Source organism: Bacillus sp. NEAU-242-2 (assembly GCF_027853835.1).
GTDB classification, from domain to species: Bacteria; Bacillota; Bacilli; order Bacillales; family Bacillaceae; genus Bacillus; species Bacillus velezensis.
In genome coordinates this window covers 16,469-31,617 of record NZ_JAPNNY010000001.1, presented here as the reverse complement: position 1 = coordinate 31,617, position 15,149 = coordinate 16,469, and the positions used below count along the sequence as shown (strand labels likewise).

3 protein-coding genes are annotated in these 15,149 nt (G+C 50.5%); all 3 read right to left on the bottom strand.

Annotated elements, in window-relative coordinates; all coding sequences use genetic code 11:
- Positions 1-80: 80 nt before the first annotated feature.
- The 3 genes from OWN49_RS00030 to OWN49_RS00020 all read right to left on the bottom strand — a co-directional run bounded on the left by OWN49_RS00030 (position 81) and on the right by OWN49_RS00020 (position 15,134).
- Entirely contained in the window at positions 81-461 is a 381-nt protein-coding gene (locus OWN49_RS00030; protein WP_003153891.1) for a DUF1360 domain-containing protein, read from the bottom strand.
- 75 nt (positions 462-536) lie between these two features.
- Entirely contained in the window at positions 537-4,340 is a 3,804-nt protein-coding gene (locus OWN49_RS00025; protein WP_176283353.1) for a non-ribosomal peptide synthetase, read from the bottom strand.
- Between the two features lie 18 nt (positions 4,341-4,358).
- A complete protein-coding gene (locus tag OWN49_RS00020) occupies positions 4,359-15,134 on the bottom strand; it encodes a non-ribosomal peptide synthetase (protein ID WP_176283354.1) in 10,776 nt (3,591 codons plus the stop codon).
- Between the last annotated feature and the right edge of the window lie 15 nt (positions 15,135-15,149).

The following is a 15,149-nucleotide window of genomic DNA, read 5'->3' as shown; positions in this document are numbered from 1 at the left end:
GGGCGGTGAATCAGAAAGCCCGCTTTGCTCCTCTCAGCCTAAAAGGGAAAGAAAAAAGTCCTAAAGCGAATCAAAACGCTTCAGGACTTTTTATGTTTTATGGCGGCGAGCACGTCAATGACCTTCGTTCCGACGCCGACGCATGTTTCAAGAATGGCCTGCGCTCCGGCAATGGACAAAATGAAAATAACCGGATGCGCATAGCGGGGCCAGACCAAATAGCAGATGCCGATCAATATGGCGCACCAGACGCCCGCACACCAATAACATTGCAGCATATAACCGAATGCGGAGGAAGGGACTTTTTTTTGGACGGCGCGCCCGTTTTGATCGACGGTTTTTTCTTGCTTTATAAAGGGTTTTCTTATGAATTCCGTAATCTTATCAAATACGATCAAATGGGTCAGCCGGTAGCTGGCAAGAATAATCATTACATACGTAAGCCAAGATAGGTTCGTCATCTCAAAGCCTCCAAAAAAAACTGAGTTTGATTCCCCTATCTTGCCCTTTGACTTCTTCAGTCATTCTGCCGGATGTTACAGATTCCGCGCCAAGCGTCTTCCGCTGTTTGCGATGATGTCCAGTATGACCTCGGCATTTTTGTGTGCAAACTCGGGTTCAAACATATCTTTATGGGCTCCCTCGCCTTGATATTCCTGGTAGAGTCCCGTTGTGGCGCCTTCCCATTTTTTCGGCTCAGGCTCAGCATTTTGCTCTTCCTTTAAGCCGGCCTCGATAAAATGGAGGTTTGCCGCGATTTGGCCGTCATTTATCAGTTCCGCCCAGTACGTTTGATATCGCTCTGTTTTTCTGATGACCGCTTCCCTGACGGCTTCCGGGACATTTTCGGCTGTTGCGTTTGTTGGCTGCGGCGGCAGTGCGTCAAGCTTTCTGTACGCGTCTGCGATAATGACGTCGCTGATTTCTAAGCCTCGCTTTTCCATCGCTTTTGCAGCCTCGAATGCCGTATTGCCGCCTGCCGAATATCCGAAGAGGATATAAGGGCCTTCCGGCTGGATTTCTAGCATTTTATCAATGTATTGTTCCATTCTGCTGTCTTCTTCAATAAAGTTAAAACCGTACACAGCAGCCCGTCCATTTAATGCCGCCGCCAGATCTTTAAAGAAAATGCCGAAACCTGAGATAGGCGGAAAACAGAAAAGATTGCGGCCTTTCGGCTGATTCAGTCTGCTGATATGCTGTTCGGCAGCTTCTGACAGTGTGTTTGAATACAGCTTTTCAGCCAATTGTTCAATTGTCGGATATTCAAATATCATTTCAATCGGGACGTCCATCTGCTGCCTGGTCTTCAGCTGATGAATCACTTGCAATGCTTTCAAAGAATGGCCGCCCAGCTCAAAGAAGTCATCCTGTATGCCCAGCTCTCCGCAGCCGAGGATCGGCGTCCAAATGTCGATCAGCTCACGCTCTACCCAGTTTCGTGGCGGAACGGCTTTTGATGAAGCTTTTTTCCGTTCCGGCGCAGGCAGCCCGCGGCGGTCCACTTTGCCGTTTGCGGTAAGCGGCATACGGTCAAGCTTAATCACATACTGCGGAATCATATAGTCGGGAAGCGACCTGGCCAATAGGGATCGAATGGCTCTTTCTTCAGCATGTGCGCCTGTATAATACGCACAAAGGGTTGCTTCTTGTCCTTCGTCTGACACGATGACTGCAGCTTCCCTGATTCCATCAATTTCAGTCAGCCGCGCTTCAATTTCGGCCGGCTCGATACGCTTCCCGCGAATCTTGAATTGACGGTCGATACGGCTGATGTATCCGATGCTTCCATCCGGCAGCCAGTGTGCCAAATCCCCTGTTCTGTAAATCTTTTCTTCAGGATGAACCGGATGGCTGACAAACGCTTCACTTGTTAAGTCAGGCCTGTTTAAATAGCCTTTGGCAACCCCGTCCCCGCCGACACAAAGCTCACCGGGCACGCCGATCGGCGCAAGTCCGCCATTTTTATCAATGATATACGCGGTTGAATTGCTGATCGGTTTTCCGATTGGGATCGGCTGAGAAAAATCGTGCCTGATTTCGTAAAAGGTAGAAAATGTCGTATTTTCCGTCGGCCCGTATATGTTATAAAGGCTGAGATTCGGACAGCGGTGTCTGACCTTATTGATGAGCGCCGGGGACAATGCTTCTCCGCCGACATATAAGGTGTGCAATCCGGAAAACATCTCCGGATCCGCCTGGGCAAACTGGTTAAAGAGCGCCGTCGTCAAAAACAGAATCGTAATACGATTGGAACAAAGATAATTGCCGAACCTCTCAGGGGCAAGCATTGTCGTGCGGTCAACCACATGAAGGCACGCTCCGTTCAATAGCGCTCCGAAGATTTCAAACGTCACTGCGTCAAAACCGATGGACCCTGTCAGAATGAGACGGTCCGTCGTGCCGGCTGACGTGTAATTGCTGTTTGACACGAGCGATACGACGTTGCGGTTGGAAATCATTACGCCCTTCGGTTTTCCTGTTGAACCGGATGTATACATAATATAGGCAAGGTCCTCAGGTGACGTTACGGTATTCAGTTTTCCCGCCTCAGCTGTTTGTTTTTCAGCTGCAGCCGGGATAGAGATGATGTGAGAAAAGTCAACGTCAGTCTCAATCCCTTTTTGTACCGTTAACAGCTGTGCTCCGCTCTCAGTGAGCATATCGGCGATCCTGTCGGATGGCAGTTCTGCATCGAGCGGAAGGTACGTCCCTCCCGCTTTCAATACAGCGAGAACAGCGATAATAAATTCCGGTGAGCGTTCGGCAAGAATCCCGGCAATTCCTTTTGGCGCCAAACCGTTTTCCAGCAGGATGCGGGCGAACGCAGTTGACCGTTCATCGAGCTCCCGGTACGTCATCGTCAGCCCGCCGGCGTGAAGCGCCTGATGATCCGGGGTTTTCTTCACCTGTCGGCTGAACAGGCTGATGATGCTTTCGTCTCTTTCATAAATTGTTTTCGTGTCATTAAATTCGCCGATTATTCTTGATTTTTCCTTTTGTCCGAGCATCGGAAGCCGATCAGCAGGAACATCGGGATTGAAGGCGGCGCCGCGCAGCGCTTCTTCCAAGTGTCCTTTTACGCTCTCTATCCATACTTCGTCATAAACGTTCGCATTGTAGCTGAATTTGATGATCAGCTCATCGCCGGGCGCTATGATGAGGTTAAAATCGTAGCCCGATTGTTCCGAAACATTGACATTCCCGATCCGGAACGGTGCATCCGATTCCTTTTCCGCGTCTCTCATCTGCTGCTGAATCGGATAATTTTCAAACACGATGATATGGTCGATTAAATCCTGTTTCAGCTCAGTCTGAGATTGGATGTCAGCAAGCGGATGATAACTGAACGCCTCTGAATCAAGCATTTCTTTCTGGCTGCGGCCCAGCAGTTCTCTAAAGCTTTCATCACCCGTTTTAATGCGTACCGGCACGGTATTGATAAACAGCCCGATCATGCTTTCCACGCCGTCAATGACGGAAGGCCGCCCTGATACGACAGCGCCGAATACGGCATCGTCCGTCCGGTTGTAGCGCTGCAGCATCAGGCCCCATACAGTCTGCATAAGAACAGCGAGCGTAGCGCCCTCTTCTTTGGCGATGGTTTTCAGCCTGTCTGTCAGATTTTGATCTAAAGAAAACAGGAGCTCTTTCTTACGGTAGCCTTTTTCCTGGGGACGGGCCGATATTTTCGGGAGTCCTGAGGGTGTCTCGCAGCCTGCTAAATATCCTTTCCAATACTCAGAAGCCGCGTCTTTGTCCTGATCAGTCAGCCATGTAATATACGTGCTGTAAGGCTTTGCGGGCGCCAATGTGACGGGTGAGTCTGATTCAATCGCCCGGTACATATGCATGAATTCCTGAAGGACGATACCGAGGCACCAGCCGTCCATAAGGATGTGATGGTGGCTCCAGACGCATACATATTTTTCGTCAGCCGTTTTAAACAAAGACACACGCATCAGCATATCCTTTTGCAAGTCAAAGCCTTTTAAGCGGTCACGTTCCTTAAATCGCTGTAAGTAGGCGCTCTGTTCCGCTTCATCCAAATGTGTAAGATCTTCGCGGTGCAGCCGGAATTCCCGCTCACGCAGCACGACTTGGCGGGGGCCGTTCAGCTGAGCGACATGAGGTAAAAAAACCGTTCTGAAAATATCGTGGCGGCTGATGACAGACTGTACGCTTTGCTCAAACAATTCCGGACGAAGCCGGCCTTTTATGGTGAAGACGGATTGCTCGATATATGCAGCCCCCTCCTTTTGCAGAAAGGAATGAAAAAGCATTCCTTCCTGCATTCGGCTGAGGGGATAAATATTTTGGATATTTTTTGTTTTGTCCATGTGTTCCTCCCGCTCGGTTTAGTGGAAGCTGAGTAAGTCGGCAATATCCTGCAAGGCTTCCTCAGTCAGCTCCCGATCATCAAAGTCACTGACGGTCTTCTCCGTATCGGTTTTGCTGAGGCAGTGTTCCGACAGTTTCAGGAGATAATACCGGCAGCTTTCGGACAGCCGTTCGATCGTACCTTGCCGGAAGCGTTCCGTTTCATAGGAAATGCTGACGGTCATCCGGCCTTTCGCCGCAATCGCGCTGATTTCAAGTGACTGCTCCCGTTTCCATGTATCTGTCACATCATCTCCGCCTCCCAAAGGAGAAAACTGAAACGCGTCAGGCTGTTCCGTTTCTGCCGGATTCCCGCCGGGCGCATCGAATTGTCCGAGATAATTAAAGCTGATCTCCGGTGCTTTCCCGAAAGTCATCCCGGCAAGCTTCGGCGGTGTTAAATATTTGAGGACGCCGTATCCGTTCCCTTTATCCGGAATGCGCCGCAATGTGTCTTTAACGGTTTTCAATGTGCGAATTTCATATTCTTCAAGAGGTTCATAAACTCCGCTCCGGACAAGCACCGGGTAAATGGAAGTGAACCACCCCACTGTCCTGCTGATGTCCGCACCTGCCTGCTCCGATTGGCGTCCGTGTCCTTCAAGGGCGATTTTCAAAGCGTGCCGCGGCGACCACTTTTGAACGGCAAGCACAGCGGAAGCCAACAGCATATCTTGCGTATCCGTATTGTAGGCGCTGTGCACATCTTTCAACAGGGCGTCCGTTTCACTTTCTGTCAGAGTGAAGGATACCGTGTTCCGTTTTTTTGCAGGAGTTTGAGATAGACCTGCCTGCTCGTAAGGAAGACTTTCTGTTTCATAGTGTTCAATCTCCCGCCAATACTCCGCCTGCTGAAGAAGCTGTCTGCTTTCGGCATAATCGGCCAGCTGCTCCGTATATGTTTTGAATGACATGGTTTTCGGAGGGAGTGTGATTTCCTGACCAGAGGCGGCCTGCTCATAAGCAGAAGCCAAGTCCTCCAATAAAATCCGCCATGATATCCCGTCGACAGCGAGATGATGGACGGTCAGAAACAAGTAATCTTCTGCTTCAGAGCGGAACAGCCCCGCCTGTACCAGCGGCCCGTTCTCCAAATCCATGTTTCTCTGAAGCTCTGCGACGCGGCGTTTTATAACACGTTCCTTCTCATGCTCATCGCCTTCCGTTTCTAATATGGTCATGTTGTAAAGCTGCTCATCTGCGAGGTCAGCCGGTCTGTTGAAGAGGAGAAGACCTTTCTCTTCGTCTTTTTTGCAGACAAGGCGCAAGGCATCATGATGAACGGTAATGGCTTTTAACGTTTTCCTCAGAGCCTCTTCATCTATTGAATTTGTTCTCGTCAGCATGACGGACTGGTTAAAATGATTTGCTTCCTTCATGTCTTGTGTGAAGAACCATTTGTGAACCGGCGACCACTTCACTTCTCCTTCTGCGGGAGCTTGGCTGACCGGCTGCCGCTCTGTACGGACATAAGGAGCCAGCTCTCTAATTGTCGGCCGGCTGAAAATATCTTTTACGGCGATCTGTTTTCCTGCCTGATGTAATCGGGCTGATACTTGCAGGGCTTTGATGGAATCGCCGCCCAGTTCAAAAAATGATTGATCCGCGGCAATGTTTTCAGTTCCGAGCACTTCGCTCCAAATCGCGGAAAGCTCTTTTTCCAAGTCGCTTTCAGGCTCCGTAAATGCCCGTCCGGTGTGCGCTTTTTTCCGCGGCTCAGGAAGCGCGCGGCGGTCAAGCTTCCCGTTCGGTGTGACAGGCAGGGCTTCAAGTGTTTCAAAGAATGCCGGCACCATATAAGCGGGCATTTCATTTCTGAGTGCCTGCTGCACGGTTTCACTTTCTGTTCCTTCTTCTGTCACGATATAAGCGCATAGTTCCGTTTGGCCTGCTGATGCGGACAGAGCGGTAACGGCTGCTTCCTTGACACCTTTTATGCCTGTTAAGGCCGATTCAATTTCTTTCAGTTCCACCCGGTAGCCTCTGATTTTGACTTGCTCGTCCATTCGGCCGATATATTGCAGCGTGCCGTCCGGCAGCCATTTTGCCAGATCGCCCGTGCGGTACATGCGCCGGTTCTTGTGGAACGGGTCTTGGACAAAGGCTTGGGCCGTTTGCTTAGGAAGATTGCGGTACCCTCTTGCAAGGCCGGAACCCGAAATGCAAAGTTCTCCCGTTACACCGATCGGCTGCGGGTGATCCCCGTTTAAAATATAAACGTGTGAATGCTCAATCGGACGGCCGATCGTAATGTTCTCACTTTGTTCTATATGTCTTGCCGCTGTAGTGGCGACGCTGTTTTCCGTCGGGCCGTACTCATTGGCAAGCTCCGTGTGAGGACAAACTGATAAACTGCGGCTGATAATGTTTTGGTCGACAGCTTCTCCAGCTAATGTGACAATTCTGAGAGACTCTGCATCCCCCGGCTCCAGTACGTCAAGCAGTGTACGGTACAGTACGGGAACAATGATCATGTGAGTGATGCGGTAAGATGCAAGATAGTGTTTAATGGCAAGAATATCTCTTGCTTCATCTTCAGCTGGAACGGCCGCCTTCGCACCTGAAATCAGCGGTGTGAACATACTTGTTACAAAACCGTCAAAGGAAAATGAAAAAAGCTGAAGAACTGTATCTTTCTCATTCAGATCATAAAATCCGCTGCGCCATTGAAGGGTTTTGCTGACGGAACGATGTTCGACCATAACCCCTTTCGGCCTGCCTGTCGTCCCGGACGTGTAAATGATGTAAGCCAAATCTTCCGGTGCTGATAATGGCTGAACCGGTGATGCGTCTTGTTCTTGGATATCCTCCAGTGCGAGCACTTCACCTTTAAAATGATCAGGCACTTGATCTATCGCGCCGTGTACGGTAAGGAGAAGCGCTGTGCCGCTGTCTGAAATGATATATCGCTTGCGTTCCTCCGGGTATTCAGGATCTATCGGGACGTAGGCGCCCCCGGCTTTCCAAACCCCGAAGACTGCGGCGACTTGTTCCGGTGATCTTGGTATCACAATGCCGACGGCGGCATTCGGTCCGATCTGCCGTTTTTGCAGAGCTCTGGCGATTTTATTCGACCATTCATCTAATTCTTTATATGTGACCAACGTTTCCCCGCTGATAAGGGCTGCCGCATCCGGTGTTTTTCGCGCCTGAGTGATGAACAGTTCATGAACTGTTTTTTCAGGCAGCTGTTTATCCGTCATGCCGTTAAAGTCCGAAAGAATTCGGTCCCGTTCCGCAGCAGTCAGCATGCTGATCGCTTGTATAGAAGTTTCCGGTTCACGGACAATGTGTTCAAGCATCGTCATAAAGTGGGAAGCCCAGCGCTGCATCGTTTCTTTCCGGAATAAAGACGCCGCATATTCAAACAGAAAATGAATCTGTCCCCCGCCTTCAGAAGCCTGCAAAGTGACATCAAATTTGGAAACCGGACGGGACACGTTCGCAGGCTGAATATGCAAACCGTCCAACAGCAATTCCTCATGTTCCATATTCTGAACGACAAGCATGGCATCAAACAGCGGATTACGGCTTGTGTCCCGCTGCACGCCGATCCGCTCCACAAGCTCTTCAAACGGGTAGTCCTGATGTTCATACGCCTCAAGCGCCGCCTGGCGGACTTCCGCCAAATAATCGGTGAACCGTTTGTCTCCTTTCGGCTCCGTTCTGATGGCAAGCGTGTTGACGAACATCCCGAGAATCGGTTCAAGGTCTTTGTGCGGACGCCCGGCAATCGGCGAGCCGACGATGATGTCTTCCTGCCCGCTCAATCGCGCGAGTAACGTATTGTACGCGGCGAGAAGCACCATATACAAAGTGGAGCTGTGATCCCGGGCGATGCGGTGAAGGCCGGATGCCGTTTCAGCGTCAAGCGTGCACGATACGCTGCCGCCCGCAAAGCTTCTGACCGCCGGACGGGGCTTGTCAGCCGGAAGCTCAAGCACCGGAAGCTCTCCTTCAAGCCGCTTCAGCCAATAGGCTTCCTGCTTCTGGTACCCTTCTTTCTCCTGAAACGACCGCTGCCAGACGGCATAGTCTTTATATTGAAGGCGCATCGGCGCAAGCGAACGGCCTGCGTACAGCTCGCTGAATTCTTTAATCAATGTGTTGACGGACACACCGTCAGAAATAATATGATGCATATCCGTTAATAAAAGGTGACGTTCATCCGATTCTTTCACGAGGGCCGCACGGAAGAGCGGCGCTTCCTCCAGACAAAACGGCCGGACGAATGCGTCAGCTGACTCGGCCTCATCAAGCTGAAACGGCACGCTGTCATGGATGCGCTGCACCGGTTCGCCGTCAGGCCCCGTTTCAAAGGACGTTCTGAGCGACTCATGCCGCTCAACAAGCTGCCGGAACGTCTCCTCCAGCCGGCCGCGGTCAAGCGGGCCCGTCAGTTCCAGCACAGCCGGCATATTGTAGCCGACACCGCCGTCTTCAAGCTGTTGGAGCACATACATCCGTTTCTGCGCCGAAGACACCGGGTAGGTGTCCTGTTTTTTCGCAGGCTGAATCGCTTCATACGAGCTTTCTTCCAAGTCCTGAATAACCGAAGCAAGCTCTTCCACCGTCGGCCGGGCGAAGATGTCCTGTAACGGCACCTGAACACCGAACTCTTTGGCGATGCGGGAGACGAGAGCCGTCGCTTTTAACGAATGGCCTCCCCGCTCAAAAAAGTGATCCCGGATGCCGACGGGGCCGTTTTTCAGCACCTCTTCCCAAAGGGCGCAAAGCTTCATTTCCGTGACGTTCCGCGGGGCGGTGTACGCCTGTCTGTCTGCCGCTCCGCCGGGAGCCGGCAGCGCGCGGCGGTCAAGCTTTCCGCTCGGCGTGACCGGCCACTCGGTCATCTCTATAAACTGAGCCGGCATCATGTAGGCCGGAAGGCGTGTTGCAAGCTCCGCCCGCACGTCATCGCTTTTTCGTCCTTCAATATAGGCGTAAAGTGCGGTTTCGCCGTGTTCGGTCCGGGCGGTGACTGCCGCCTCACGAATGCCGTCAATTCGCCGGATCGCCGCTTCGATTTCTCCCGGTTCAATCCGGTAGCCGCGGACTTTCACTTGTCCGTCTGAACGCCCGAGCCATTCAACAAGGCCGTCTTCTGTCCAGCGTGCGATATCGCCCGTCTGATACATGCGTTCTCCCGGGTAAAACGGATCATCGAGAAAGCGCTCCTCCGTCAGCTCAGGCCGGTTCAGATAGCCGCGGGCCACCCCTGTCCCCGCGATATACAGCTCTCCGATACAGCCCGGCGGCAGAAGCTGTCTCTTTTGATTTAAAATATACAGCCGCATGTTATGTCCGGAAATGCCGATCGGAACATTGTGAAATTCCTTTCCTTGCGGCAAATCAAAGTACGCCGCTTCTACCGTCGCTTCCGTCGGACCGTAGGAATTTGTCAATTCCGTTCCCGGCAGAAGGTCATAAAAACGGGAAACCAAGTGAGGGCCCAATTGTTCGCCGCCGGCAAAAACCCTTTTTAAGCAGGTCTTTTTGATCGGCTGTTTTCTGGAATTTATATATTCCAAGAAAGCATGAAGCATGGATGGCACAAAATGAGCTGCCGTTATGCGGTTTTTCTCCAATGCGTTCAGTATCATTTCAGGGTCTTTCTCGCCGCCTTGCGGAAGGAGAAAAACAGAAGCTCCCGCGATCGGCCACCAAAACAGCTCCCAAATCGAAGCATCGAAAGAGTATGATGTTTTATGCAAAATGGTGTCGGAATCCTTTAATCCATAACGCGTTTGCAGCGAGTATAAAAAGTTTACGGCTGACTGATGTTCAACCTGCACGCCTTTTGGGCGTCCCGTAGAACCGGATGTATAGATGATATAAGCCAATGAATCAGGTTTCACCGGAACATTGGGGTTGGCCGCAGCTTCCGGGTTTCCTGTTTGCCCGCTTTTCAGAGAGATCGTTTCTCCCTCAAAAAGATCTGGTGCGAAAAGTTCTGGTTCTGCCAGTAAGAATTTCACGCCGCTGTCTTTCAGTAAAAAGCGAATCCGCTCTTCCGGATAATCCGGATCAATCGGCAGATATGCACCGCCTGCTTTTAAGACAGCGTAAATGCCGATCAGCATGTCAGGAGAACGCCGGCCCATAATGGCAGTTTTATCCTCCAGCCTTATTCCCCGCTTGATCAGCCGGTGCGCAAGCTCATTCGCTCTTTCGTTCAGCTCCTGATACGTAATCGAAATGTCATCAGTTAAAATCGCCGGACGGTCCGGCGTTTTTTCCGCCTGTTGTTCCAGCAGCTCATGAAGAGACTGATGAAGCGGAAACGCTGTTTTCTGCAAGGGGCTGAAAGCGTGAAGCAGAGATACTTCTTCTTTTTCTGACAAAACAGAAATATCGTCTAATTCCAAACCCGGATCAGCTGCGGCTTTTTCGGCAAGTGTCGTGAAAAATTCCGCCCATTTTCGAATCGTTTTTCTCTCAAACAAATCGGTGCTGTATTCAAACTGGCAGTACAATTCACCGGCGTTTTCGGAGATGTACAGCGATAAGTCAAATTTAGAAATCGGCAGGCTGACGTCTGCCGGCTGCAGTTCAAGTCCGGCTGCCCTTAGCTTCTGCTGTTCCATATTTTGCAGCGCAAATGTTGTGTCAAACAGCGGATTTCGGGACATGTCCCGCGGCACACCGAGCTTATCGACGAGCTCTTCTAACGGGTAATCCTGATGTTCGTAAGCCTCAAGCGCTGTTTGGCGAATTTCCTTTAAATATTCTTTGAACGTCATGCTTCCGTCGGGACGCGTCCTGAAAGCGAGCGTATTGACAAACATGCCCAGAACGGCGTCAAGGTCGGCATGAGGCCTTCCTGCAATCGGAGACCCGACAATCATATCTTCCTGTCCGCTTAAACGGGCTAACAGAACCGTGTACACACCGAGCAGCGTCATATAAAGTGTGCATTTGTTTTCTTTCGCCAGCTTTTTCAACTGTGCTGTATGTTTTTCGCTGATGACAAATGACACCCGGTCACCGGAAAAGCTCCGCACCGGGGGACGCGGCTTATCAGCCGGCAATTCAAGCACGGGAATCTCCCCGGCAAGCCGGTTCAGCCAGTACTCTTCTTGTTTCCGATATGCGGCGCCCGCCATAAATGATTGCTGCCAGACGGCATAATCTTTGTATTGAATCCGTAACGGCGGCAGACTTCTCTCAGCATACAGCTCACTGAATTCACGTATCAAAAGATTGACGGATACGCCGTCTGAAATAATATGATGCATGTCAGCTAAAAGCAGATGCCGGTCTTTTTCTATTTGGACAAATCCCGCCCGGAAAAGAGGCGCTTTGCCGAGATCGAACGGCCGGATAAACGCTTCGGCTGATTGTTCTTTTGTAAATGCAAACGGCACTTCGTCATGAATCCTCTGCACAGGCCGGCCGTTTATTTCTTCAAAGGACGTTCTGAGCGGTTCATGCCGCCGGATCAGCTCCTTGAACACGGCTTCCATCCTGTCTCGGTCAAACGGCCCCTTCACCTCTAAAACGGCTGGAATGTTATAGCTGACACCGCCATTTTCAAGCTGGTGAAGGACATACATCCGTTTTTGAGCGGATGAGACAGGATAGGTTTCTTTTGCTTCTGTTTTTTCTATGGATGCGAACGGATTCTCTTCTGCTTCACCGATGATTTTGGCGAGTTCTTCTACAGTCGGATAGCTGAAGACATCACTCAGCGGGATTTGCACGCTGCACTCTTTAGCTATTTTTGCAACGAGTGCCGTCGCCTTTAATGAATGGCCGCCAAGCTCGAAAAAGTGATCGTGAACGCCGATCGGGCCGGTTTGAAGCTCTTCTTCCCATATGCGGGTAAGCTTCAGTTCGGTCACATTCCGGGGAGCTGTATATCGACGGCCCGCTGCGTACGCCGAAGCTTCCGGAAGGGCCCGCTGATCGACTTTGCCGTTCGCAGTGAGCGGAATCGCGTCAACGAAAGCCCATTTGACCGGAATCATATAATCAGGCAGCTCTTTGGCCAAATCACTTCGCAGCTGAGAAGGATCAGTCGCTTGTGAGACGGTGCAGTAGGCGCATAATTCATTTTCGCCCGACTCATTCGTTTGAATCAGCACGGCAGCTTCTTTCACGGCATGATGATTTGCCAGAACGGTTTCAATTTCTTTCGGTTCAATCCGGTACCCTCTGATCTTCACTTGATCATCTGTCCGGCCGATGTATTCCATTTGGCCGTCCGCACGCAGTCTTGCCAAATCTCCGGTCCGGTACATGACGGCGCCCTTTCTGAACGGATCCGGCAAAAATTTCTCTTCCGTCAGCGCCGGATTGTTCACATAGCCTCTTCCTGTATTCGCTCCGGAAATATACAATTCTCCCGCAATTCCGAGAGGCTGAAGCTGTCTGTTTTTGCTGAGAATATACATCTTATTATGATGGATCGGTTTCCCGATCGGCGGATGTTCAGGTATGTCATCTCCCGCAGAAATCGTATACGTTGAAACCACATGGGTTTCTGACGGGCCGTAATGATTATGCAAATGCATACCGTGTAAACGGAGCGTCTGCCTGAACAAACGTGAGATAGTCAGCTGCTCCCCGGCCGTAATGACATGCTTCACACAGCGGGGAAAAGACTGTGCATAACCTTCTTCATTGAAAAGCATCTTGACAAACGCAGTCGGGAAAAACACCACTTCCGTTTTGTGCTGATCGATAAACGAATACAGCTGAGAAACATCCCGTTTGATTGATTCGGGCACGATACAAAGGGTGCCGCCGCTTAAGAGTACTGAAAATAACTCCTGATAGCAGACGTCAAACGCCAAAGATGCGTACTGCAGCACATTTGTGCAAAAATCAATGTCTGTGTTCGTCAATTGGTCAGAAAGAAGGTTGGCCATATTTTTATGTTCGAGCAGCACGCCCTTCGGTTTCCCTGTCGTACCGGATGTATAAATCATATAAAGGAGGTCGTCCGCCGTATTAATGGATTGCACATTGCTTCCGTCCGCTTCCGTCCCGGCCTCTTCTATATATGTAACCTGCAGCGTTTGTTCCGCGGGGAGTGACTGATGCCGCTCTGTTACAACATGGATGCAGCCGCTGTTTTCAATAACATATCGGATACGCTCCTTTGGACTGCCGGGATCTATCGGGACAAAGGCGCCGCCTGCTTTTAAAATACCGAGAACGGCCGCCGCTAAAGAAGGGGAACGGCCGAGCATGATGCCTACCGGCTCCTCCCGCTTTAATCCGCGTTTTTGCAGCAGACGGGCCAGCTTATTAGCCGATTCATTCAGCTCTTTGTACGTCACTGACCCGTCTTCATACCGGATCGCGATTTGATCCGGCGTTTGTGCGGCCTGCCGTTCAAACATCGCATGAATCGTGTCATACTCAGGCTTTTCAGTTTCTTCAGAAATCGGAGCAAGCAGCTGCTCTTTTTCCTCAGGAGTGATGATTACAAGCTTATCCGGCGTGATATCAGGTTTGTCGAGAATCTGGGAAACGATATGTGTCAAATGACCTTTGATATTTTCGATAAATTGGCGGTCATACACGCTTGAATCGTATCTCATTTTCAAATGAATCTCGTCACCCGGCGCCACCATAAGATAAAAACTGTAATTGGTTTCGTCTTCCATGCTGAAATCATGGATGTGAAAAAGGTCTTTCGTTTCCCCGTTGCTGTTCAGCACATCGAGCTCCTGTTCAACCGGATAATTCTCAAAGACGAGAATATGGTCAATTAAGCCTTGTTTTACCTGTGAATTCGCCTGTATATCATAAAGCGGATGATAGCTGTATGCCTGTCCTTTCAAAGCGTCCTTTTGCACGTTTTTGATCAGCTTTTGAAACGGGATGTCCGCCCCGCTGATCCGGACAGGCACGGTATTAATGAACAGGCCGATCATTCGCTCGATGCCTTCGATTTCAGACGGCCTTCCGGAAATAACAGAACCAAAAACCGCATCTTCTGTCTGGTTATACGCCTGAAGCAAAATGCCCCAGAGCGTGTGGAAAATGGTGCTCAGCGTGACCTCTTCTTTCACGGCCAGATCTTTCAGCTTAGCCGTGTCCTCTTTTGAAAAGGAAAACGTCACTTCTTCTTGTCTGCTTTCGCCGGCTTTTTTCTGCTTCGGCAGAACAGTCTGCTGCTCAAAGCCTTCAAGGTATCGTTCCCAGTACGAAGCGGCTTTTTCTTTATCTTGCTCCATCAGCCACTTGATGTAGGTCCCGTACGGCACAGCGGGCTCAAGCGTTAACGGTGTCCGGCGAAGCCGCGAGGCATATATCTGGAAGAACTCTTTCAGCACGATCCCGAGACACCAGCCATCCATAATAATGTGATGAAAACTCCAAATGCACGTATATTCACATTCTCCGGTTTGAAGCAGCATCACCCGCATCAGCATGTCTTTTTGCAGGTGAAATCCTTTCTTTCGGTCTCTTCGTTTGGCTTCTTCAATATGCTTGATTTGATCAGCCTTGTTTAAATTGGTGAGATTTTCCTCAATGATGCTGACGTTCCGCTCTTTTAATACGACCTGCTGCGGCACTGACACGTTCTGGCTGATAAAGATCGTTCTGAAAATATCATGTCTTTCGAAAAGGGCATGAACGCTCTCTTCAAACACGCGGGTGTCAACCTTCCCTGTTATTGAAAAAGAGGCCTGTTCGGCGTAAGCCTGTGATTCCTTTTGCAGGAGGGAATGAAAAAGCATTCCTTCCTGCATATAAGACAGCGGATAAATATCCTGAATTGCATTCTTTTTTGTCATGTTATAATCTCCCCG

Excerpts from the sequence above, each read along its gene's own strand:
- OWN49_RS00030 (WP_003153891.1), bottom strand. The coding sequence starts at position 461 with ATGACGAACCTATCTTGGCTTACGTATGTAATGATTATTCTTGCCAGC.
- OWN49_RS00025 (WP_176283353.1), bottom strand. The coding sequence starts at position 4,340 with ATGGACAAAACAAAAAATATCCAAAATATTTATCCCCTCAGCCGAATG.
- OWN49_RS00020 (WP_176283354.1), bottom strand. The coding sequence starts at position 15,134 with ATGACAAAAAAGAATGCAATTCAGGATATTTATCCGCTGTCTTATATG.